Here is a 23233-nt window from a genome sequence, read left to right as displayed (position 1 = left end):
CTCTACTTCAATAACACTTGCGCAAGGAAGTATTAAATTTGTCTAGAAAGCCTGGCGATTGACGTAAAAAGTCATTAGAAAAATGAACCATCAGATCTTGTTTCTTTACCCTCACCCGTTGAAAGTAATCCAGCGGCACTTCGGCTTTTTTCATCGACTCTTCAAAAACCAGTTCATATTCATAGGCAACATCCAAATCACCTTGCCAAAGCATCTGCAGCAGTGAATCTGCATCGCGTGGCTTTCTAATTACATTGTAGCCATCTCTTTTCAAAGATAACCATTTGTTTGTATTAAACTTAGCTCCATACCTTAAGCTGTATTTTGTGGTTTCATCATTTACATCAGCGTAAACATTTGGCGCAATAAACCACGCCAAATTTTCCGACACCACTGGGTATGACGCAGTTGCAAACGTCGCCCGGCGACCATTGGCTGAACCCGAGAAAAAGCCATGCATTTCACCCGTTTCGACCATTAACTGTGCCTTATCCCAGCGCATAACATGAATTTCGTAAGGTTGCCCCATGTTTTGTAAAGCACACTTAACACGCTCAACTGCCAGCCCACCAATCACACCGTTACTGTCCACAGTTTGATAAGGTGTCCATACCTGAGTTGCTAGCACCACTCTTTCTGTGGCAGCTGCGGCAAATGTACTTAGGCTATATAAGCCAAACATTAAACTCAGCTTTAACCCTATTACTCCAGCCAGTTGCCAAGCATGAGTTACCATGCGACCTCCATCACTACATTCATAGATTTAGCTAATCTCGACCAACAACTCGCCATTAGACGGGTTTGTGGTAACAGATACATGGTTAACACCAAGCCCTTGGCTTAAGCGATGAATACAATCAACCGCAAGCTTTGGCATTAAGGAGCGATTGATAATTTGTTCAATCGCACGGCCGCCCGTGGTTGGGTCAGTGTTTCTGCTGACGATAAAGTCGATAAATGCCTCATCCCAGACAAAGTCTGCTTTGTATTTTTCAGCCAGTTTCTTAGCAACACGATTCAAACTGATTGTCGCAATTTGGCTTAACTCTTCTCGATTTAGCGGGTAATAAGGGACAATGGTTGTACGTCCCAAAAACGCAGGCTTGAAGTGTTGTTGCAACGCCGGGCGAATATCTTCAAGCAGCTTCTCATTTTCTAGTCGTTCTTCATTTTGATCACAGATATCGACAATCGCTTGATCTGCCGCATTTGAAGTCATGATGATAATGGTGTTCTTAAAATCCACCGTGCGACCTTCACTGTCTTTGATGTGCCCTTTATCGAAGATCTGATAGAACAGATCGTGCACCCCCTGATGGGCTTTTTCCATTTCATCAAGCAAAAGCACTGAATATGGATTGCGGCGAATAGCCTCTGTCAGTACGCCACCTTCACCAAAGCCGACATAGCCAGCTGGTGAGCCAAGAAGCATAGAAATCTTATGCTCCTCTTTGAACTCGGTCATATTGATAACCGTCAGATTATCTCCACCACCAAACACTTCATCTGCCAACGCCATTGCGGTTTCAGTTTTACCCACACCACTCGGACCACACATTAGAAATACACCAACAGGTTTGCGGCTATCGGTTAACCCTGCACGTGAAATTTGAATACTCTTAACCAATTCACGAATCGCGACGTCTTGACCAATAACACGCTGATGTAAGGCATCTTCAAGAGAGAGCAATTTCGCCACTTCTTCTTGCACCATGTTACCTGCTGGTATGCCAGTCCAATTCTCAATCACTGTAGCGATCACTTGCTCATCAACTACTGGGAAAACTAAAGGTGATTCGCCTTGGATTTCGCGCAGCTCTTGCATGGCAGTATGTAGCTTTTGCTGGCTCTCGGTATCAAGCTCGTTCTGCTCACGGCTTAGCTCGATGTTGTCACATAGAGCGGTGATCACTTCAACCAACTCACGCTCTTTGCTCCACTGCATGTTAAGAGCCTCAAGCGCTTGGCTCTGCCGTGTAATCTTGTCTTTTAAGCTCTGCTGATCTTGCGCTTTATCGATAAACACCGCGCCTTCTGCATCAAGGGCATTTAACTCACTTTCTAGGTAGCGAATATTTTGCTCCAGTGATTCAATGGACTCTGGCTTTGCTCCTTGGGTTAACGCAATACGGGCACACGCGGTATCTAAAAGACTGATCGCCTTGTCGGGTAATTGGCGAGATGGTAGATAACGAATTGATAAGTTTACTGCAGCTTCAATCGCGTCTTCTAAGATGTACACACCGTGATGTTTACGCAGGGCTTGGCCAACACCACGCAATATCTGTTTGGCGTCTTCAGCATTGGGCTCTTCGACACTGATAACTTGAAAACGACGAGTAAGTGCAGGATCTTTCTCAAAGTACTTTTTATACTCAGCCCATGTGGTTGCGGCAACAGTGCGAAACTCACCGCGCGCTAACGCAGGCTTTAATAGGTTCGCCGCATCATTTTGCCCAGCCGCACCACCCGCTCCAATTAGGGTATGTGCTTCATCAATAAAGACGATAATTGGCACTGATGAACTCTTCACTTCATTGATGACATCTTTAAGGCGATTCTCAAACTCGCCTTTGATACTTGCTCCCGCTTGGAGTAAACCAAGATCTAAAGTGTGAATTTCTACCCCTTGAATTGACGGGGGAACTTCACCAGCAACAATACTGTGTGCCAGACCTTCAACAACCGCCGTTTTACCTACACCCGGTTCACCGACCAAAATAGGGTTGTTTTGACGCTTACGACAGAGAATATCTATCACCATACGTACTTCACTGTTACGACCGAGTACTGGGTCTAGCTCTCCGTCACGAGCTTGTTGAGTTAAGTTAACGGTATATTTCTCAAGCGCGCCGCCTACGGTGTTTGCTGGCGCCGTTTCACCATTTACGGCTGGTACTTTGGCAAGTTTCAATGCTGCTAATTGAGCAGACAAGGCTTCAACAGAGATCGTCTCAAGCGCTGATAATTGAAGCTTTTTCATACCCAACGAATCGGCTTGCACAAGCGATAGCAATAAGTGCAGGCTGGTTAGCTCCTGGTGCCCAAAGTTCACCGACGCTTGCATCCAAGCATCTTCCATCAACTCGCTCAGTGCTCGGCTTATGGTTGGCTGACCTGTCGAACCTGTGCGTAAGCGGTTGATTCTATCGGTTAGTTCAGCGAGCAGCACTTTGCTGTCCACATTTTGTTTGCTGAGAAAGTTCACCAGATTGGTTTCATTTGCTGTCAACAGTTGTACAAACCAGTGCTCAATCTCTATCGCTACCACGGTTTGAGCCATAGCAGCACCGGCTGCCTCTTCCAATGCTGCTTTTAAATTACTATCCAATTTAGCAACCAGGTTGCCCAACTTAATTTGTGACATCAAACTTTCTCCTGTTGAATAAGTATCTTGCGAAACTCCGATTTTCGCTTTTGCGGCGCAAGGCAATTTGCTTCACCGAGTCGTAAGCCATGACTGGTTTGAGTGAGTCTTGGTTGTTCGATAAACTCTCGCTTCACATACATGTAGAGTTTGATATCAAGACTTTCGCGCAAATAAGCCTGCACCAAAGATTTCATTGCATGGGCAAAGTGCAGATTGTTGAGTAAGCCCAAATATTCACTGCGCGTTTTCGGCGTGATATTAATTTCAAGCGCTTTGAAGGCTTGCGTTCCCCGCGAGCCCAGCCAAAATCCTTGACCCAGACGTTGATTTTGCCCTTGCAGCTCACCTAGCTTTGACTGGTATTTGGCGTGAATTCGATAGAAAGAAGATGGAGCCACGGCAGGTGAAATGGCTAGGGAAAAATAATTGCAAAGCAAACGCTTCAACCCATTGAGGTTTCGACTCTTGTTTCCAAGCGCTAACCCATGTCGAAGCATACTCGAATTACTCTTTTCTCGATTAGCACCCGGAAGCGCAAACATGCAAGCAAGTGCTGATTGTTGACTCAATCGCCCAATAGAACCAGTGGCTAACATGTCGTTTTCTTGTTTGAGCAGCATGCTGTTATTAGTTTCAATAAACGCTCTTAGCTCAAAGTAGCGCTGATTAAAGACATCGATGAATTTTTGTAATGCATCCTCGTCTTGATGCAAGCTGCCAAGCAATTCAGCGTATAAATAATCTGGCATCAATCCTTTGGCTCCGGACAACGCCTCAAGACCTAATTTGATCCGTACTTTATCGCTATCGAAACGGATGCTGGTTACATTAGATGGACTTCCTTCCGGCATCACCTCAGGCGTTAACGACAAGCGTTTCTCTTTTGGTAAATCCAGCGCGCGCAGTAACCTCACAACTTGGATAAAGTCAAAAGCACTAGGTTGATGCACTAAGCTTTGTTGCACGGTCACTTGTGTTAAAGACATAACTGACTCCCATGCAACTTTTCAAAGTCAACGCCGGGAGCGTCACTACCGAAACGTTGTACCGACAATTGGATAAACCTGTCAAAGCTACAGTGCTGGGCAAACACGGCATTGAGGACCTGAGCAAATACCGAAAAATCGACGCCCAACAACTCATCATCGACGAGCACTTCCACCTCAGTGCCCGAAGCAAAAATACTCTGTCGATCAATCGTGATTGGCGCGACAAGATGACGATAGCTCACCTTTTTAATCGCGTAGGCTTGTGCACATTGAATCGTGTTGCAGCTCAGTCTCAGCACATCTTGTAATGCAAGAGTTGGCTCTTCTGTTTGTACTAAGGTGGCAAAATTAGCATTCAAGATCGCTAAAAAGCGCCATGTTAATTGGTTATCAAGCGATGGATATTGAGGAGCGGTCGGTGTTTTAATCACGGTCAATTCTCCCGGCAGCGAAACCGCTGCCATCGGCACACCCTCACTGCCTGTTGGGATCAAACACGGCGTTCTGCCATTACACACCTTTAACTTGGTCGACAATATCACCGCTTCTTGATCGGTCGGCATTTGCGTATAGCTCACCGACAAATTCATGCATCGGCGACCTTTATGATCCCAATGTTGACTACTTTGCCATTGTGGAGCATCACTGTCTGACCAATACCCACTTTCATACAAAGGGGTGAGTGGAACCTCTCCCGTTGGAAGTACCTCTGATACTGACTCAACGGAAACAACGGTATAAAGATCTTGTTGCTGCGCGTCAGCGATAACCGGCATAGAGAGCTTAGAAAAATCGTAACGCATTGGCTCGCCGCGGCGACCAAATAAATTGAGTGCCGGCACGGTATTGAGGAGAAAAACTTTCGGTCCAAATAAGCTTAAATACTCAACCGGCAGCTGATGAATAAAGAAAGTCAACGTCACTTCATTACTATCAAACGCTGAGAGTTCATCGCCAAGGTTATCGATTCGCATGTAAGCGGCTTTATCGGGAAACGCGAAATAGTCTCGTAAAATATCAAAACCAGTGAGGTGACCATCATAGCTAGGTAACCAGCAGAAATCGTGATCAGCTATGCGCGTTCTCAACCGCTTTGGCGCAATAGAAACTTGCTGCTCTTCATTGTAAAGAGTGATTGCTTCAGTGTTGAGCAACAAAAGGTCAATTAAACCACGCGCATTGCTTTCAAAACCGCGCAAATAGAAATCTAAATGCTCACTGCTCATTTGTGAAAACTGCGCATCTGGATCATTACATTTCAGAGTTACTTGAATGGCAGACTCAGCTCGGCGTAGCGCGTGAGGTGATGGAAAGTTAAAAGGCGCAGTACTCGCACAGGTATCAGCGATATGATACGGCTCTATTTTAGCGTCATCCACTAGGGTAAATATCGACTCAATGTCATCATGAGTCACCGATAGCTCAGTGCCTTTTTCTAACAATATTGGGCTGGTTGCCGCGTCGACGTCTAAATCTAAGCTAAACGGTGTGTAGCTTGGAATGATTTGCAAATAGCCCGGATAAACAATATTAATAAGATCTTGGAGAATTTCTGGAAATTGCTCATCAAGGCGTTTTTCTGTTTTAGCATTAAGTAGCGCAGCTGCTTCAATTAAACGACTGATGTTAGGATCTTCTTGATCGTTTTGGTTAAGGCGCATCGTCGCTGCGTGTTGAGGAAAGTCACTACTGTATTCCGCCAATGCACTGCGAATACTAACAAGTTCACGCTCGAAATAACTTAACAGCTGATCAGACAACTTCCTGCCCCCCCATCGTTGCTAATTGGTTAGACAGATTAATGTTCGAATCAAATAAGAACACATGCTCCCCTTTTGCTGTCTCTACTTTCGCCATTATCGAAAAACACACTGCGTTTTTACTTGGATCGCTCTCTTGAACAAAAACACTCACATCTGACAATCTTGGTTCAAAACTTTTAATCATTTTCTCTAAAGCACGCGCGAATTGATCATGGTCCACTTGGCTACTCAAGCTCTGTGCATTGTTTAAGCCAAAACAAAACAGCGAATTTTGCACCTGAGGAAAAGCATTGGGGACAACTCTCATTGGCGCTTCAGAATTGAGTAAAGTCGTAAGCTGGTAATGGATAGAGTCCAGTAGCGCATCACCACCACTGTTACTCTCTCGGTTGCTGACAAAAGTTTTCCAAAACGTCATGCGCGTGCCCTCGCTGCAAATAAGGAATCATCTGTACCTAAATCGGTGGAGAGCAACACTTCGCCGCAAACATTATCAAATTGATATTGAGGCTGAATGAGTACGTTGCAAACGTAACGGTCACTTTCACCGTGAACCTCTTTTACTTCAACGCGGCTCTTGCTAAGGGGGTACTTCGCCATCGTTGCTTCGTCTGCATTAAACAGATTGCTGGTATATTTTTGTAGCCAATCATTGAGGTAGCGTTCACATTCATCTGCACTCTGGAAGTTACCGATCATTCCTCTAATTTGGACTTTAAGAAAATGCGCGATTCGGCAGATCATTAATGTCGTTTGAATTTGTCCTGCGACCAAATCAGCATCATTTTTTGCCTTGTCCCATATCGAACGGTTACCCCGGAAAAAATACTTATCTGTCGTCGAGCTGTAACACAGGGGAATAAAGCCTTGTTCAGCGTAAAATGTACCCATTTCGGTATAGAGATTCAGCTCGCAAGTTGGCTGATAAGTCGCTGCTGTTCCCACGCCATTAGCGGGCACATTGACCAGCGATCCCATTAGCTTGTCTTGCCAACGAGACTTCATAAAGCCAAACCAGTTGATGCGATTAAATTCACGAATTGCGATTGAGGCAAAGAGAAATGCCGCGCTACCCCACAGCCCCTGCGGCACTTTGTTTGACTCTTGAAAAACTAACGAGCGCGACGACTGTAAACTATAGACTTCCCGCAAACGCACGCGAGGAAGAGTGACACCAATAAAACGTGATTGATTCAAACTGCGTAAACGTTGCCAAGCCGTATAGTCCGGACCTTGCAAGATTTTCTCAATTCGTTCGAGATCGGATAGCCAGTCCGCCCCACTCTCACCGAAAAATGACTCTTCTGGTGATAAGATAAATGGGCACAAACAGAGTTCGCCAAGGTTGGAAAGAAGCTCCAAGGTATATATATCATCATAATCAGATTCAATACCCATCGAGATAGCATGATCGACAACCATCAAACCAAACGGCTGACCACCCGAGGTGTTCAGTTCACGATTGGCAATCAGGTTATAGAGCGCGGTACGCTTTAAGGTCACTGCGGTATTCAACTCATGGGATAACTCATCCCAAGAGACATCTAACAGCTTAACTCTGATTTTTTGATAATTGACGGGAAGAAAAACCAGAGACTCTACTCCCCGCCATGTTGCTTCAAGTTGACTGAAACTAGGATGATGAATGATGTGAGAAAGCTGCTGCGACATACGCTTGTCTATCTCAGCAATCAGGCGAGTCACGCCCGCAAAGAACAAATCTGGTTCTTTGAGCATGTTCTCATCTAACTGAGCCAGCACTGATAAAGCATCTTTTACAAATGATTCATCTTCACTGTTCAATTGGCAAAGCTGCGCCTGCAAATTCTGATCAAACATCCATCATCCCTAACAGTCAGATCACTAGCATTTAGCCAGGAATCTTAGTCACCATACGTACCGAAGTGGTGAGTTCTTCGAGTTGTAGCCATGGTCTTAAATGCGCAACAGCGGAGTAGGCGCCCGGTTTACCCGGTTGCTCTACCACTTGAATTTGTGATTCGCACAGCGGCGTTTTAGAACGCTCTGAGTTACCCACAGCACCCGAGTTGGTGTACTGATCAATCCAAGTTTGCAACTGCTTCTGCACGTCGTTGGCTTCTAGGTTTGAACCTAGCATGTCACGCCCCATTACCTTCAAGTAATGTGCAATACGGCTACTTGCCATGATGTAAGGGATACGCGCTGAAATTGCGGCATTACTTGTTGCATCAGGGTCAGTGTAGATCTTCGGTTTTTGCGTTGTTTGGCTACCAATGAACACACCGTAATTGGTGTTTTTGTAATGCACCAATGGTAGGAAACCAAGATCACTTAGCTCTTTTTCACGTTCGTCAGTTAAGTTAACTTCAATTGGGCATTGTTGCTGGATATCGCCGGCATCAGATTTGAACGTAAGATTTGGCAGGTTCTCAACCTTACCACCGTTGTCCAAACCGCGAACGGCAGTACACCATCCAAATGCAGTGTGTGCTTGAGTCATTTTCAAGCCAAATTCAAACGCGGCATTTGACCAAACCAACTCTGAATTATTCGCTGGTTTCGGGTTGCCTTCTGCGTCGGTATTTAGCTCCTCGTAATCAAACGAATTTGCCGACAAACCATTTTGACCATAAGGCAGACGTGCAAGTGTTTGCGGCATAGTTAGTACAACGTAACGCGCGTCATCACTTTCACGGAACGCATTCCATGATGCGTAGGCTGGAGAATCGAAACCTGCCGCCACGGGTTTGCCTTCATTGAACGTTTCAAATGAGTCAAACTCGAACATTTGTGGGCTTGCTGCTGCGACAAAAGGAGCGTGACTTGCTGCAGCCGTTTCCCCCATATAACGCAGTAGTGCCACATCTTCATCTCGGTGTGAGAACGTATAGTCACCAATCAACGCACCATAAGGTTCGCCACCTGCAGTACCGAACTCTTTTTGGTATAGCGCATCAAACAGAGGACTGCGATCAACTGCCGGAGCATCTTCAAACTGCTCAATCAACTCATCTTTACTAAAGTCCACTAGTTTAATCTTGAGTGAACGACCCGTTTCACTCTCACGAACCAATTTGCTTAGCCCACGCCAAGAGCCTTCAAGACGTTGAAAATCGTCGTTTTGCATTACTTGGGAAAGCTGCTTGGACATCTGCTTATCGATTTGTGCAATCGCGTTTTCAATCGTTTTAGAGACGTTTTTGTCCCAGGTTACCGTGCCGGTAAGAGCTTGCTCTGCTAATACCGAGAACAGTTCTTTAGTGGTATCAGCTGGTGTTTGTGTCGTCGCAGCGATCGCGCGATCGAGCACGCTACCAAGTTCCGCTTCTGCTGTTGCTGCGGTTTGAGTGTCTAATTCAGAGCTCATTACTCACCTCCTTTGCTATCAATACCAAGCTCACTTGAAAGTGCGTTAATTTGGTCTGCACTTTGCAAAACTTCTTTAAGCAATTTTTCAAGATCTCTTGATCGATCAGCTTTAGATAGCAAGGTCTTAAGCTGTTGGCGCGTCTCAGCTAACTTACGCAATGGTTCAATTTGCTCAACTAACGCGTCAGGCTCAAAATCTTTCATTGATGAAAAAGACAACGCGGCTTCAAACTGACTATCATCATCTTGTAGAGTGTTATCTACTTTCAGTTTCAATTCAGGACCAACACGTTTTAATACCGTATCAAAGTTGTCTTTGTCGATTTGATAAAACGTTCTCTCTTCCAAGTCTTCACGGTCTTCTTTATGCGCAGAAAAATCACCAATCACACCAACCACAAAAGGCAGCTCTTTGTTTTCAACTGCGCCGTTTGTTTCGACATCATAGGTAATACTTACCCGGTTTTTACTTACACGTTTGTGTTGTGAATTCAAAGCCACGTCACTTCTCCCTGTTAATCAGATTAGGCTGCTTTCGACTCAAGCTTGCCAGTAGTGCAATCAAACTTAACTGTGTCGCCTTTTTCAATCTTACCGCCAGCACCTTCTTGGTAGTAAACCTTGGTCAACGTGGTGTAAGTCAATGAAAGATCTTCCGTAGGAAGCTGACCATCACTGCCTGAGATGTTGTAGCTAGCAATACGTGCTTGCTCAAGCGTTAACACTAGATATGGATCCGCACCCGCGCCGTCACGTGATGGTTTAGTTAGTAGAATCTCTACCGTTTTACCTTCAGCGCCCGGAGCAAATAAGAAAGTTGTTAAATGTGGTGATGCACCATCTGACGTACGATTGATGGTGATAGCATCAAGAGACACCATGCCTTTGTCGGCGTTATTGGCATTACCAACATCAACCGCAACACCACGGTTGGCACCCCAACTCATGTTGTCGATAGCAAAGAAACCTTTCTTACCACCGATATCACCAATCGTTGCCGCGCCTTTAATGTCGTTTAATCCATCAATTCGCATAAAAATAGAAGCCATGTTTTTTCCCTTTTCTATTAGTAGTCATTGTTGACTGTGAGTAACGTTTACCACTCTATGTTTGACAGTCCCGAGTCGGCACTATGTACATTAGGCGTGGTTGTTTCCTGTAGTTTCACTTCATCCTGAACTGAATCTAACGATGTTACAGCTTGCTCCATCGCTACCTTTGGCAGCGCAGCAGTATGATCTGCGCTTTCCAATCCGGCTAGATGTTCAATTCGCTGGTGAACCGCGCTATTGTCGCCCACCAATTCTTCAAGTAATTCTGGTAATGACATGCCTCCCCAACGAATCGCTCGCTTGAGCAATAGGTAGATTGGGCTGTGAGGTTCATGTTCAAGAAAGTAATCAGCAATGGCTTGTAGATTCGCCAGAGCTTGCTCTCGAGTCGCAACGCCCCCTGTTGGTAGCGTCACCACATTGGATAATGTTTGAGCAGCACTAACTGCTGCTACTGCTGGCTCGCTCCCACTCTGCGGTACTAGAGGCTCTGAGTGTTCAACCTGATTTGGAGATGCCTCTGGTACGGCTTGCACTGCAGACTCAGGATCTAGCGGCCAAAGGGAGAACTGCTCGCCAATGAGAAACTTCAACGATGAAATAAGCCTTTCGATGGCGTCTTTTACAAACTTAAAGCTGATTGGCGTTGCACCAGCATCTCGGCATTTGTCTGCTAGCGATGCTTCTAGACGAACCAAAGTATCAAGCGAATTGCCCAACGCTCGAATTCGAGCTTCTACCTCAGCCTTTTCGTGTCCATATGCAATCACTGCCTCATCTTTTAGATTAGACAAACTGCCGTCTTTTTCCGCTTTGTAAAAACGACCAAAATCAATATCACCGACTAAAGGCAACATTTGCAGTGGCATGTACAGCAAACCGCTTTCTGCCGTGTCGCCAACAAGTTGTAAAAGAGGCTTGATACGATGTTCAATGATCTCAACCGCTTGCTCTTGCTCAGTATCACCTTTACGCTTTTTTTCAGGTAACGTGGGGTGAAGCGTCGACCAGAAATTCTCAACCACTGCTTCCATTGCCGCTAACGCACCGCTTAGATGACTAAACGGCTCTGGGGTAAAAAGCTGTGCCACTGTGAACCAAGAAAAAATCTCGAGATCCTTCGACTTACTCGCCAAACACAAATGACAAGACTCAGAAAGCTTATTCCAGTTTGTGGTATTGGCATCGACTAGCTCAGCATCTTCACGAGCCTCAGGCACTTCAACGAGTTGCCTAAACGACGATTGCGCCATATTGAATTCGTTACGATACCCACGGAAGAGGGAGCGATTATCCTTAAGATATTCTCCGCTCGGTGTGTCTTCTGAGATAGGTGCCAATAAATCATCAAACATCGACTATCTACTCCTATTTTGCGTGGAAGCTAGCCGCGGTACCGGTAATCCCGGGCTTATTCTGAGATTTGGTAAAGTTGGACCAGATAAAACTCGCTAAGCAGGCAATCGCCCATGCTTGTGCCGGACCACTATCTTGGCTTTCTTCTTTTTTCCAATTGTATTTACCACAGCGAATAACCAGTGGATGCTTGCGATTTTTGTAGTCGTAGTGTTTTGCAGAGGGCAAGCTCTCACACTCTTTAGAGGAAGGTAACTTAAACTTGTTAGATAGCATCTTGGAAAGAATATTAGCCGCCAGCAATATCTTTTTGTCGCCTTCAGCTAGGCTGCGGCAATGGGTGATTGCTGTTCTGAGCTTATTTGCGACTTTGCCTGTAATATCGGCTGGAACGGTAATGACACACTTTGGGTCATCCCAAACAAATTTTTCTTCACCATCTAAACGGGCAAGTCGAGACAAATTGTAAAATGCATGACCGTAGGTTTTACCCCACGCCATCTGCCCCACATTCAACTGGAGTTCGACGATATGTGGGATAGTTTTTTTGCCCGTAGGTTTGTTGTTCACCTTGGTTGAGAACTCTATTTCAACCTGAAGGAAAAACTTAACATCTTTGTATTGGTCTTGAATCCCAAGACCCCAGAGATCTTTTACCGCTTTATTTTGCTTACCTTTTAGCGCTTGATATTCCGGCGTGGTGTAGATGTAATCTCTAAACGCAAACATCTGAGCGATGGTACTGAACACGATCGTTGCTCGGGCGATATCCTTTACTTCTAAAGGCGTTTTTACACCCGCAGTTTTGTCCGTCTTAGGATCGTCCCAGTTGGTAATACCACACTTTGCCGCAATACGTTCGCGAGTCTTTAGCGGACCACGGTTATAGGCAATAGGTTTACCACTTTCATTTTTCACGGTATTTGATAGATGTTGCATAAACTTATGTAGCTTGGGATTAGCCAGTTTTGCTTGTTCTACCAGTTCTTCAATTTGCTCACGTTTATGGTCATTGTCCCAAAACGTTGTTTGAGAAATCACACTCTCAAGAGTATATGGTGGTGGCATGGTTCCCTCCGCTCCACTAATCCATTTAAAGTCGAATCACGTTTATCTCTATCCACCGATCTGAACGGTAGGTGCACCGAACACAATGCTTCCGCCATGTGCCGTTGTGTCGCCCATTCGTGCCGCTGGCGTACTATTAATCAATACTGTCGCGCTACCCTTAACTATCGAATCTGGCGGACCTACACAAACGAGTGAATCACCCATTTTCGCCGCAGGTAAACCGCAGATCAGTACGTTAACTGCTCCTGGTCCAACAATCGGTCCCCCTACGTGGGGAATCGGTGGCGTCCCTGGGGTTTGCATTGGGCAAGTATGCATATCCGTTAGTCGCGCTGCACTTGGCATCAGTTAACTCCCTCTACAAGTACACCAGAGCCGCCATGAGCAAGATCAAGCGCCATATCAAATACTTGTTTGTAGTACGTTTTACTACCTGACCATTCTGGTAGCGCTGCTGCCGTATTAACCGCACCAGACACCGCTTTGGCATGGAGAAAATCTGCTGGCATCACAACAGGGTTATCAACTGGTGCAATGCTCCCTTGTCCACTCCAAAACACAGCTTGACCCACCCACTTTGCCGCACTCTGATTTGGCAAAGGTTTAATCAATTGCTCTAATTGCCTGCGAACTGCCTCGTTAGGCTGCTTAACCCAATTAGCACTCTTCACAATTATCTGATTTTCTTGCTCGGAGAAATCTTTGCCACGTATACTGGTTGCTTGAGTCGCCCACCAGATGGCTTCTCTCATTGGTAAGGCGTGGGCAAAGAAAGAGGCTAAGTCGATATTTAGTTCGGCTTTTTTTAGCGCCTTAATCACCGCAATTGGGCTATCTTTGCTGTCGATGACTTGCTGCGCCTCATCCGATAAATCGAAGTAGCTCAATAATTTTGCTGAATCTTGATACGGAATTTTCTTCATCAGTTCACCATCAAAATAGTGCCTTTAATGGCAGTTTGCCCTGACGAGCTGACTTCCGACGTCGCAGCACCAGATAACTTGGCACTGACGTCCCCTTTCACTTCTGCATTAAGCCCCTGTAACGTAGCGCCGGTGCTTCCTTTGGCAGAAAAACTGGTTGATGCACTTAACGCCATTGAAGTTCCTGCTTTAGCACTTAGCGACCCATCAGAGGAAATACTCACTGAAGTCCCTGATTGCGATAGGCTGCCGCCATCGATGCTCACTTTAGAACTCCCACTCACGCTCACCGTGTCACTTGTTATCTCAATCTTGTCTCCGGACATTACGATTTTGCTACTGCCGACTTTGAGCGTCAGAGTATCGTCTGCAGATAGAGTTATCTCTTTTGCGGTTTGCGAAATGGATTCTTTGGCATCAAGGGCATAGCTTTTCTGTGTTGCTAGCTCAATGCCTTCTTTAGCGGTGAGGATATTTTTTTGCTCTATCGTCTGCGTAACGTTCTTTGTCACCGTCGATTTCATCTCACCTTTAACCGTTTCGCTGTAGTCATTGACTACTTCACAAGTTAGGTCTTTCGCTGCATGCAGATAGAAAAGCTCATTGTCTTTTTTATCATCAAAGCGAAGTTCATTACTTTGACCAGCAAGCTTAGTCATTACCCCTGATTGGGTTGTATTCGCCGTTGGATAAGGTGGCTTGTTAGTGCTGTTGTAGAGGCTAGAAACCACCACAGGTTGATCCGGGTCGCCATTTATAAAACTCACTAGCACTTCTTGTCCTGCTCTCGGCAAAAATTGCGCCCCATAACTCTTACCGGCCATGGGCTGTGCAACGCGCACCCAACAACTGGTCTTATCGCCGGTCTCAGCATCCCAATGGAACTTAATTCGTACTCGACCAAGGGCATCATTGGCAGGCTCGCCTTCCGTACTGCCCGCAACGGTTGCCGACTGTAAACCATGTAAAACTGGTTTCTCTATTCGTGTTGGATAGAAAACTTGCCCTTCAGGAACTGCTTTAATCTGGGCGTCAAAGCTTCCCGACTCGTCATCAAATTGGTATTGAATCTGAGCAACTAAATATTGACCAACTTGTGAACTATTTGAGTGCGCAGCAAGCTTTAACAAGTAGCCCGCGCACAGTGCTGAGGAATTGGTGCTGGCAAGTACGCTATCATAATCGCTGTCTAGTTGTGCTCTTTGCACATCAATTAATTCCGTCGATAAATCGGTATATGAGCCCGTACTACTTGATGACGGATAACGGTATTGCGTCAGTTTAGTGTTGTTTTGCAGCGAGTATTTTGACTTCTGGGCTTTGCTGGTGATCAGCTTACTCTGGTTATAGTCGTAGCCCGCAATTTCTAGAGAAGCGCTATGAAATCTCTGTTCACGCTGCCAAGTATCAAGCACTTCGTAATCACCGGAAGGTGTGGCTGCGTAATCCATTGTGACCTGCTTGTCACTCGAGAATGGTTTACTTGCCTGCTGCAAATAGAGCGTTTTTGCATCATCATCTTTACCGAAGTAGTAATGTACGCCCTCTTCTGCCAGCAAACGAGTGACAAACTGAAAATCAGTCTCGTTAAACTGCACACAATACTCGCGCTTTGTACTTGGCATACTCTTGATGCTGTAGAATCCTTTAAAGCCAAGTTCATCAAAAATGCTAGTTACAATGCTTTGCACCGTAGTCTCTTGGAACACACGACAGCGTTGAGAATGTTGCAGCAGATATAGCCATGGTTTTAGCGTCAGTTGAATGCTTGAATGTGCAGAATCAATACGTTGAGACTGCAATTGCGCTTTTACAACATAACCATAGAAAGAACGAAGTGCTGTGCGGCTGCTCCCCGTATCTGCGTATAATTTGCATGTAATAGGCTCACCGATCCAATCAGCAGGATCCCCCTGAGAAACTAAAACAGACAGTTGCCATTCATAATCCAGACTTACCACTTCTGCACCACTAAATCCAGTGGCAACAAACTCTTTATTGCTCGAATTACTCGCAACCAACAAGCTTCCTTGAGGCTCAATAATCTCTCTCATCGGGTCTCCACTTGGCTTAGCTTAGTTTGTTGTTTATCACCCATCTGCGCCCTCTTGCTCACATCAACATTAACGAGCTCAGCAAATCTCAGTAGCTGAATCGGTGGATAGAGTGCCATTGCACGTGCAACCGCCATGTTGATAGTGATGGAATAGCTTTGTAGCTCCGCAATAGGTAAATCCCCCGGCGTTGCGTTAGCGAATAACACTTTTTGTGCTTGGTTCGCAGCGAGTTGACCTACGCGATAGTATTTATTTGATACAGATATCAGCGCGTTAGACTCAGTCACCATCGAGTCATAGGCTGAAGCGACAGGTAAATTATGCTTTAGTGCTGCTTGAGTGAATGCATCGCGATGAGACAAATTGTAAGAGCTAGAGCCAACATAAATTACATCGACATTTTGCTCGGCTAAACGTTGCATCTTTTTATCAAACTGATCCGCAAGGGGCTTATCGTCATCTCCAAGCTCATAAGTTTCGATAACCGTTTCAAACTCCATCTTATCTTCTAATTGTTTAAGCTTTTCTGTATTTAACGCCGAGTTAAGCTCTGAAGGCGAATAGAGCACTCCGATCTTGTTGACTGGGAAATATTCACGCATGGCACGAACTTGAACTTCTTCTTCGATACGATTTCGAATCCCCGTAACCGTTGGGCGACCTGAAACATCAGCACTTTCAATAATCCCAGCCCCCACAGGATCGGCGACTATCATAAATAGTGCTGGGATTTCACCTAGCTTAGTTTGACTACCATAATCTTGGCGCGAACCGATTAAAGCCTTGGTGACACTGGTGCCCCAGGTCACAACTAAATCCGGTTTCATTTGCTGAGCTTCAAGCAAGAAGCCATCAAGTTTGCTCTTATCGCGGTCAGCATTTCTCAATACCAGCTCAACGGGCAGATCATTGGTTTTTAGGTAATCTTGAAAGCCTTGGCATGCCTCTTCACAGCCACGCCAAACGGTCATATAAACTGTCTTTGTGGTCTGCGCGTGGGCAGTGCTGGCAAATAGCCCTAGAAGTGAAAGCAGACAAGGAAAAAGTACCTTTTTCATCACCGTTCCCCCTCACAAACTGAAGCCTCAGGTTTTCTGAGTACGACCACCATCGCCAGACCTGCGGCAATAATACCGCCACCCACAATACTCATCGCTTGACCAAAGCTATAGCTAGCTAACAAGGTAGCAACAAGAACCGGTCCAATCACACTGCCTATACGCTCAGCGGTACGCAAAAAGCCAAGTGTTTCAGTACGTCCAACTTCGGGGGTATCTTCTGATGCCTCAAGCGCGCAAGCAATCAGCGGCGCTTTGAGAATGGAATGTGCGATACCCATTAAGGCAACAGCGAGTAGCAGTTTATAAACAGAATCATCGCCATATAGAGAAACTAAAATTGCCCCGGACAAAATGGTGCCTAATACCACCAACTGTTTAGTTTTCTGGGTTCGATCGGCAATTCCTGAAGCAATTGGGCTTAATGGAATAATGATCAACGAATAGATCATCATGATACGACCAATCTCTGATTGGCTGGCATCGAGTGAAACCAAATAGAGCGGAACTAAAAAGTAAAGAAAACCAGTTAAGACAATTTTGGCAGGAATGGCGCAAAACAGAATCACTGCCATAAAACGTGCGTTTTTTAGCAGCAGTAACACACTGCCACCGCCTGAGGACTTGCCTTTTTTGACTCCGCCATCAAGCTCACCAATAAACATACGCCACGCCAAAATACCCGCAAAGGCAGCGAGAACAGCCGAGAGAATAAACACTGGTTGGTAGCCAATTCGGTCGGCAATAATCGCACCTAGCGCGGTGCCGCACATAGTTGCAGTCATCAAGACTCCAACAAAAATCGCCATACCTTTTGCTCGATTTTCCGATGTGACCACCGCGGCAATATAGCTCTGACAGCTAATGGTAATAATCGCGTAGCCAAATGCCGTCACGCCACGAGCTATGACGATATCCATACTGTCATTCGCCAACGCACAACCTAAATAACCAGCAATCGCGGGAACCAGACCGATAAGAAACAGCTGTTTTTGCCCCCAACGGTCGACCCACTTAGCAGCAAAAGGGGTGCAAACAGCAATTACCAGCATAAAGACGGAAATCGGCAAACCGAGCATTACATCCTTTGAAATCCAGCTATCAGGCTGATAGAACTCATTAACAAACAAAGGCATAAATGATTTGGATAGTTCTTCAGCAAAGGAGAATACAAATAGCGGGATACGGGCATCAACGATGTCCCCTTTATGAATACCAAGCTTACTTTGCAGACTAAAACGTTGAGATACTGATTGGAATTTAGAATCGATTTCCTTACTCTCATTACTGCTTGGAAGAAGCTTAGCGACCAACTGCTTAAAGCGTGACTGCAGCTCTTTTGAATCTTGGTTTAGTTTATGAGCAAAGCTACCAATCACCCCTTGAGAGGCAGTATGTTCATTGACAGAGAAATCCCCTTTCACCTGTCTTTTCAAAATAGATTCCGACTCTTCAAGTGGACCTGAGATGTAAAACATCACCACCACCATAACCACTTCAAAACAGACCAGTAACACGGCAACTAATACGATCGCGATATCAAAGAAAATGTCGGTGAGTTGCGATTGAACATATGTCGAACTCAAACCGACATAAACCCGTGCGTTTCCGTTCTCAATACCTTCGATCGGCAATTGAAATAGATCGCTTTGGGCAGCATCGGCGCTAAAGAGCGCTGGCATCAACAGAGGCAGCTCTTGCATAACAACCGTGACGCGCTGCCAGAACGTGGCACTGAGGTATTGATTGGAGTTCTTCTCGAAAGCAACCGCATAGCTAGGGTCAAGAGGCTCTAGGTCACCCGCGTGATAAAGCACTTGTTCATTTTGCGTTAAAGCCACAAAGTTCAGTTCAGGATACTTATTCAACGTGTCGGTCAAATAACTCTCCATACCACGTAACTCTTGATATGGCACGCCCACATCAATGGCTAATGCAACATCATCATGAATAACCTGGGCAATAGCATTCGCTTTCTTTAGTAACTCAGGCTTAATCGAAAAATTGAATTCAACCAAGGTATAAGCAGCACTTAAAAACGCAGCGACAAAAGCACTTAAGATAGTGATATAAATCAGCCGACGATTAATTAAGCTCGCAATAGTCTGTACTTGATTCATTTGACAACCTCCGGCTTTTCTCTTGTTTGAGATTTGCCATGGTTTGCCAATGCTTGTAACTGTTCGAGTTCTGACGCGACTTGAGCTTTCATGTCTTCGCTTTGTCGTATCTGTTTGGCAAAGCTTTCACTCATCGCTCCTTTGGTAGCGCTCTCATCAAGTGGATTATTGCCGGAAGAATAACTGTGGATGAGCTTAAATAGATTGGCAATATCACGAAAGCCCACACGCACAACAAAAAACACCACCAACGAAGTGACTAAAAAGATAACGACCGTTGCTTCTAACAGATGAAGTCTCACTGTCGAATAGACGCCATAGAGTGCGGTCTTATCGTACTGAATGACCAAGCTGCCAGTTAAGTTGCCAAATCCACCAAATGTCTGCAGTCCACTGAAAAGTTGGTTGTTGTCACTATAGAGCCATTTTTCCTCATTAGAGGTTAATGCTCGACGGACAACCTCTTCAGGAATAGTTGCCAGATCGCCTTGCTCGCTCGTGGTTTGCATCAGCATGTTGCCACCGCTATCAATTAGGCTAATAGCGATTACGTTAGGCTCACGCTCACGTGCTTGATTAAATTGATCAATGAGATTGTCTGCAGAATGGTATGGGATCCCCAAGCGTTCAACACGCTTGATTGAGGTATCAAGGGAAGACGAAATAACATCAAGTTTTGAAGAGACAACCCCAGACATTAGGCTATCAAATTTCATGTAGTTCATGAGATAGAGAAGCCCAAGCACTGACATTAGTATTACCCAAACGGTAATAACTAATCGCAAGTGGACCTCAAAAAATGCTCTCATCTTCTCAACCTCTATAAGTGCTCGCTTTCCATCACTTATCGTTTGTTGTAGTAAGAATATGCGCTTTATGAATGACGGCTAAATCATCAAACTCATACTTATTTACTATAAATCAAACTTTTCTCTAATTACAAAATAACAATAGAGCAACATAATAACAACCACGCATTTACTGGGTGTAACCGATGTAAATGATAATTATCTCAGCAAAACATAGGTTAGCGAATTTTATAAAACCACACTGCGCCACCGAAGAAAGCCGCAAATGTCGCATATGCAACTGCGCTGCGACGGTCAACTAAGATATAGTCGCCAGTAAGAGAGTTGATTTAGATGAAATCACTAGAGCTAGTGTTCTAGTAGGAAGGTTTATTCTGATAAATGTGGCTATATGATATGAAATAAATGACTAAATATGGTTAAGATACAACCATACTTTTAAGTGCTGGTCATACCTAACAATGTCGATTTCGTCACATCCGCATCCCGCCATCGATCTCCAGTACCCGTCCGGTGATGAAATCATTTTCCAAAGCAAATTGGATCGTTGCCGCAATCTCTTCGGCTTGCCCTAACCTGCCAACCGGAACCATCGAAAGCAATCGCTCCATTGCCAGCGGTTTTATTTGATCGGTCATCGCCGTTTTCACGACCCCAGGCGCTATCGCGACTGAACGAATCCCGTAACGACCAAGTTCTTTTGCCCATACCACTGACATTGCAGCAACCGCGGCCTTTGACGCTGAATAGTTACTCTGCCCAATATTACCCGCGCGAGCGACACTGGATATATTGATCAATACCCCTTTGCTATCGGTCTTGAGCATTACTTTGCTCGCTTCTCGCCCGCAAAGGAAAGAGCCGGTTACGTTAACTTCCAAGACCGATTGAAACTGCTCAAGCGACATCGCACTCAACTTACCTTCTTTCTGCTTGACCAGTAATCCATCTCGCATAATACCAGCATTGTTTATTAGGCCATTTAAGCACTTGAAGTCCGCATCAATTTGACCAAATGCGCGCACAACTTGCTCTTCGTTGGTGACATTCGCTTGGTAACTCTTGGCTATCACCCCCATTTTCTGGCATTGCTGTTCAGTTTGAATGAGCCCCTCAAGTTCAATATCAATCAAAGCAAGGTTAGCGCCGCATTTTGCTAACGATAATGCCATTTGCTGACCTAAGCCCTGACCCGCGCCCGTTATGGCGATAACCTTATTTGCAAGATCCATCACATCCCCTTAGCTTTCCAAGCGTTTTAGATAGGATTCAAACAAACTAGAAAAGTCTTTCTCTCCATTACCTTGGCGATTGTGCAAACAAAACAGGTTGCGCGCGACGCCTCCCATAGGCGTGGAAGTCTGACTTGCTACTGCCGCTTGCATGGCTAAGCCAAGATCTTTTTCCATCAGTTGGCTCATAAAACCGCCCTGATAACCGTTGCTTGCTGGCACATTTTTCATTACGCCAGGACATGGGTTGTACAGTTCTAACGCCCAATTCCGACCTGAGCTTTGCAGCATTATGTCTGATAGCACCTTAGGGTCGAGTCCATTATCAATGCCCAGATTTAATGCTTCACAGGTACCGCTCATTAAGATGCCCAACATCATGTTGTTGCAAATTTTCGCAACTTGCCCCGCCCCTGCCTCTCCGGCATGGAATATGTTTTTACCCATGTGCTGGAGTACATTTTTCGCTTGGGTAAATCCTTGCTCACTGCCACCTACGATGAAGGTCAAGGTTCCAGCCGCAGCGCCTGCCACTCCGCCTGACACAGGTGCATCGACAAATAACAGGTCTTGTTGAGTCGCCTGCTCAGCAACTTGGCGCGCGGTTTGTGGGTCAATGGTCGAAGAGTCAATCAAAAGCGTGCCTTTTGCCACATGGGCTAAAACACCATCTTTTGCAAGATAGACACTTTGTACATGCTGACCTGCCGGTAGCATCGTCACCACGATACTGGCGCCGTCTACGGCTTGGTGCAAAGAATTAGCGCGGGTCGCGCCTAACGCAGTTAACTCATCAATGGCAGTTGGGTTTAAATCATAAACTTCTAGACTGCCGCCTTCTTTTTTTAACGCGTTTAGCAGATTTTTCGCCATCGGCGAGCCCATATTACCAAGCCCGATAAATGTTACTTTGCTCATGCTTAAGTCCTTTAATAAATGGCTGCCGTTATAGAATGGCACTGACGCTTTTGGCTTTTGCCAACGGGTACTGCACTGAATCCAAGGGCGAGAAGAAACGTGTAACATCATCACAAGTTACTGCCGTCACATCCGAGTGCATCCAACTCGGTTGATTGGTTTTATCGATCAAAAGCGCTCTTACCCCTTCACGAAAATCCCCCTCTAGTCCACAACGAAGAGTCAAACCAAACTCCAATTCAAAGCACTGTTTTAAGGTTAAATCGCTATATTTCGTGAGCTGCTGATAACACAAGTGTAGCGATAGAGGACTAGCATAACTGGTCGTTTTCTTAGCATTGATTAACCATTTATCATCCGTCTCAAGCGCGGTGATGGCAGCAACCATTTGCGATAATTCACCTTGGCAAATCTCACTAACTAATTCGGAGTGAGCGATTAACCACCCCTCTTGATGATCGGCTTGATGGCGGCTTTGTAAAACGTCGGTTATCGCGCTACCAATATCAGCGCATTGCTTCCATTCAATCTGCGCAAGGCTTTCCAATACGTCCTGTTTGCGCTCAGCACTAATCACCCAATGGCTTAGCTCTAGTGATTGCATATCTGCAGCATTGATCTGACAAGCGGTTAAGGCAATAAATAGCGCATAGTGGCGAGGAATTTGATTAAGGAAGTAAGTTCCGCCAACATCAGGATAGAGACCAATTTTCACCTCAGGCATCGCAAAGCGGGTATTGCTATCGACGACTCTGTGACTTGCGCCCATAAATAGCCCGACACCGCCGCCCATTAAATAGCCATGTCCCCAAGCGATGACAGGTTTTCGGTAGGTGTGAAGTAAATAGTCACAGCGATATTCTAAGGTGAAGAAATCACGAGTCATTTCATAGGCGCTATCGAAGTCTTGCTCTTTGATCTCTAACGCGCGATACATTGCCTGTACATCACCACCAGCGCAAAATGCCCTCTCACCGTGACCGTGTAACATTACCGCAATAACCTTGTCATCTTCCTGCCACTCAAGCAATTGATGGTAAAGCTGATCTATCATTGGATAATCAAGTGCATTCAGTGACGATGGGTTGTCTAGCTCTGCAATACCAATCAGTGAGCCGTCAATACATTGTTGGTGTGAAAAGTTAACCTTACCGACCATGATTT

General features: G+C 45.4%; 20 protein-coding genes. All 20 read right to left on the bottom strand.

All coding sequences use genetic code 11. The features are described 5' to 3' along the window. Window positions 1-7: 7 nt before the first annotated feature. Complete coding sequence (locus DPF93_RS02505; RefSeq protein ID WP_244204664.1) at window positions 8-736, bottom strand: type 2 periplasmic-binding domain-containing protein; 729 nt, start codon at window positions 734-736, stop codon at window positions 8-10. A gap of 27 nt (window positions 737-763) precedes the next feature. Next, a complete protein-coding gene (tssH, locus tag DPF93_RS02500) occupies window positions 764-3367 on the bottom strand; it encodes a type VI secretion system ATPase TssH (RefSeq protein WP_114764646.1) in 2604 nt (867 codons plus the stop codon). Next, complete coding sequence (locus DPF93_RS02495; RefSeq protein WP_244204663.1) at window positions 3367-4356, bottom strand: type VI secretion system baseplate subunit TssG; 990 nt, start codon at window positions 4354-4356, stop codon at window positions 3367-3369. The genes tssH and DPF93_RS02495 overlap by 1 nt, the downstream gene beginning before the upstream one ends. Beyond that, window positions 4347-6119, bottom strand: coding sequence for a type VI secretion system baseplate subunit TssF (tssF, locus tag DPF93_RS02490; RefSeq protein ID WP_114764645.1), 1773 nt, complete (start codon window positions 6117-6119; stop codon window positions 4347-4349). The genes DPF93_RS02495 and tssF overlap by 10 nt, the downstream gene beginning before the upstream one ends. Further along, complete coding sequence (gene tssE / locus DPF93_RS02485) at window positions 6112-6540, bottom strand: type VI secretion system baseplate subunit TssE (RefSeq protein ID WP_114764644.1); 429 nt, start codon at window positions 6538-6540, stop codon at window positions 6112-6114. The genes tssF and tssE overlap by 8 nt, the downstream gene beginning before the upstream one ends. Then, complete coding sequence (locus tag DPF93_RS02480; RefSeq protein WP_114764643.1) at window positions 6537-7961, bottom strand: type VI secretion system contractile sheath domain-containing protein; 1425 nt, start codon at window positions 7959-7961, stop codon at window positions 6537-6539. Before DPF93_RS02480 ends, tssE begins: the two co-directional genes overlap by 4 nt. 31 nt (window positions 7962-7992) lie before the next feature. Further along, on the bottom strand, window positions 7993-9471 hold the full coding sequence (tssC, locus tag DPF93_RS02475) for a type VI secretion system contractile sheath large subunit (RefSeq protein WP_114764642.1): 1479 nt from the start codon (window positions 9469-9471) through the stop codon (window positions 7993-7995). After that, a complete protein-coding gene (gene tssB, locus DPF93_RS02470; protein WP_114764641.1) occupies window positions 9471-9974 on the bottom strand; it encodes a type VI secretion system contractile sheath small subunit in 504 nt (167 codons plus the stop codon). Before tssB ends, tssC begins: the two co-directional genes overlap by 1 nt. A 23-nt stretch (window positions 9975-9997) precedes the next feature. Beyond that, entirely contained in the window at window positions 9998-10522 is a 525-nt protein-coding gene (locus tag DPF93_RS02465) for an Hcp family type VI secretion system effector (protein WP_114764640.1), read from the bottom strand. A 47-nt stretch (window positions 10523-10569) separates the two neighbouring features. Beyond that, a complete protein-coding gene (locus tag DPF93_RS02460; RefSeq protein ID WP_114764639.1) occupies window positions 10570-11880 on the bottom strand; it encodes a type VI secretion system protein TssA in 1311 nt (436 codons plus the stop codon). A gap of 13 nt (window positions 11881-11893) precedes the next feature. Beyond that, window positions 11894-12949: a hypothetical protein gene (locus DPF93_RS02455; protein WP_114764638.1), complete on the bottom strand. Its 1056-nt coding sequence runs from the start codon at window positions 12947-12949 to the stop codon at window positions 11894-11896. Window positions 12950-12997: 48 nt separating this feature from the next. Further along, a complete protein-coding gene (locus DPF93_RS02450) occupies window positions 12998-13297 on the bottom strand; it encodes a PAAR domain-containing protein (RefSeq protein ID WP_114764637.1) in 300 nt (99 codons plus the stop codon). Continuing rightward, window positions 13297-13875, bottom strand: a complete 579-nt coding sequence (locus DPF93_RS02445; RefSeq protein ID WP_244204662.1) for a DUF6931 family protein — start codon at window positions 13873-13875, stop codon at window positions 13297-13299. Before DPF93_RS02445 ends, DPF93_RS02450 begins: the two co-directional genes overlap by 1 nt. After that, window positions 13875-15929, bottom strand: coding sequence for a type VI secretion system Vgr family protein (locus DPF93_RS02440; protein WP_114764635.1), 2055 nt, complete (start codon window positions 15927-15929; stop codon window positions 13875-13877). The genes DPF93_RS02445 and DPF93_RS02440 overlap by 1 nt, the downstream gene beginning before the upstream one ends. Next, window positions 15926-16990: an ABC transporter substrate-binding protein gene (locus DPF93_RS02435; protein WP_114764634.1), complete on the bottom strand. Its 1065-nt coding sequence runs from the start codon at window positions 16988-16990 to the stop codon at window positions 15926-15928. The genes DPF93_RS02440 and DPF93_RS02435 overlap by 4 nt, the downstream gene beginning before the upstream one ends. Then, window positions 16990-19110 (bottom strand): MFS transporter, encoded by a 2121-nt coding sequence (locus DPF93_RS02430; protein WP_114764633.1) that lies wholly within the window; start codon window positions 19108-19110, stop codon window positions 16990-16992. Before DPF93_RS02430 ends, DPF93_RS02435 begins: the two co-directional genes overlap by 1 nt. After that, window positions 19107-19862, bottom strand: coding sequence for a hypothetical protein (locus DPF93_RS02425; protein WP_244204661.1), 756 nt, complete (start codon window positions 19860-19862; stop codon window positions 19107-19109). The genes DPF93_RS02430 and DPF93_RS02425 overlap by 4 nt, the downstream gene beginning before the upstream one ends. 530 nt (window positions 19863-20392) lie before the next feature. Continuing rightward, a complete protein-coding gene (locus tag DPF93_RS02420) occupies window positions 20393-21151 on the bottom strand; it encodes an SDR family oxidoreductase (protein WP_114764631.1) in 759 nt (252 codons plus the stop codon). A gap of 9 nt (window positions 21152-21160) precedes the next feature. Then, window positions 21161-22069 carry a 3-hydroxyisobutyrate dehydrogenase gene (mmsB, locus tag DPF93_RS02415; RefSeq protein WP_114764630.1) on the bottom strand — a complete coding sequence of 303 codons (909 nt, stop codon included), beginning with the start codon at window positions 22067-22069 and terminating at the stop codon, window positions 21161-21163. 28 nt (window positions 22070-22097) lie between these two features. Next, entirely contained in the window at window positions 22098-23228 is a 1131-nt protein-coding gene (locus DPF93_RS02410; RefSeq protein WP_114764629.1) for an enoyl-CoA hydratase/isomerase family protein, read from the bottom strand. Window positions 23229-23233: the final 5 nt, after the last annotated feature.

The sequence above is a fragment of the Vibrio rhodolitus genome, from assembly GCF_003350325.1.
Lineage (GTDB): Bacteria > Pseudomonadota > Gammaproteobacteria > Enterobacterales > Vibrionaceae > Vibrio > Vibrio rhodolitus.
This window is presented reverse-complemented; position numbering and strand designations above follow the sequence as displayed.

Bases quoted from the DNA above. Each gene is read 5' to 3' on its own strand.
- DPF93_RS02505 (WP_244204664.1), bottom strand. From the start codon at position 736: ATGGTAACTCATGCTTGGCAACTGGCTGGAGTAATAGGGTTAAAGCTG.
- tssH (WP_114764646.1), bottom strand. From the start codon at position 3,367: ATGTCACAAATTAAGTTGGGCAACCTGGTTGCTAAATTGGATAGTAAT.
- DPF93_RS02495 (WP_244204663.1), bottom strand. From the start codon at position 4,356: ATGTCTTTAACACAAGTGACCGTGCAACAAAGCTTAGTGCATCAACCT.
- tssE (WP_114764644.1), bottom strand. From the start codon at position 6,540: ATGACGTTTTGGAAAACTTTTGTCAGCAACCGAGAGAGTAACAGTGGT.
- DPF93_RS02480 (WP_114764643.1), bottom strand. From the start codon at position 7,961: ATGTTTGATCAGAATTTGCAGGCGCAGCTTTGCCAATTGAACAGTGAA.
- tssC (WP_114764642.1), bottom strand. From the start codon at position 9,471: ATGAGCTCTGAATTAGACACTCAAACCGCAGCAACAGCAGAAGCGGAA.
- DPF93_RS02465 (WP_114764640.1), bottom strand. From the start codon at position 10,522: ATGGCTTCTATTTTTATGCGAATTGATGGATTAAACGACATTAAAGGC.
- DPF93_RS02460 (WP_114764639.1), bottom strand. From the start codon at position 11,880: ATGTTTGATGATTTATTGGCACCTATCTCAGAAGACACACCGAGCGGA.
- DPF93_RS02455 (WP_114764638.1), bottom strand. From the start codon at position 12,949: ATGCCACCACCATATACTCTTGAGAGTGTGATTTCTCAAACAACGTTT.
- DPF93_RS02450 (WP_114764637.1), bottom strand. From the start codon at position 13,297: ATGCCAAGTGCAGCGCGACTAACGGATATGCATACTTGCCCAATGCAA.
- DPF93_RS02445 (WP_244204662.1), bottom strand. From the start codon at position 13,875: ATGAAGAAAATTCCGTATCAAGATTCAGCAAAATTATTGAGCTACTTC.
- DPF93_RS02440 (WP_114764635.1), bottom strand. From the start codon at position 15,929: ATGAGAGAGATTATTGAGCCTCAAGGAAGCTTGTTGGTTGCGAGTAAT.
- DPF93_RS02435 (WP_114764634.1), bottom strand. From the start codon at position 16,990: ATGAAAAAGGTACTTTTTCCTTGTCTGCTTTCACTTCTAGGGCTATTT.
- DPF93_RS02430 (WP_114764633.1), bottom strand. From the start codon at position 19,110: ATGAATCAAGTACAGACTATTGCGAGCTTAATTAATCGTCGGCTGATT.
- DPF93_RS02425 (WP_244204661.1), bottom strand. From the start codon at position 19,862: ATGTCAGTGCTTGGGCTTCTCTATCTCATGAACTACATGAAATTTGAT.
- DPF93_RS02420 (WP_114764631.1), bottom strand. From the start codon at position 21,151: ATGGATCTTGCAAATAAGGTTATCGCCATAACGGGCGCGGGTCAGGGC.
- mmsB (WP_114764630.1), bottom strand. From the start codon at position 22,069: ATGAGCAAAGTAACATTTATCGGGCTTGGTAATATGGGCTCGCCGATG.
- DPF93_RS02410 (WP_114764629.1), bottom strand. From the start codon at position 23,228: ATGGTCGGTAAGGTTAACTTTTCACACCAACAATGTATTGACGGCTCA.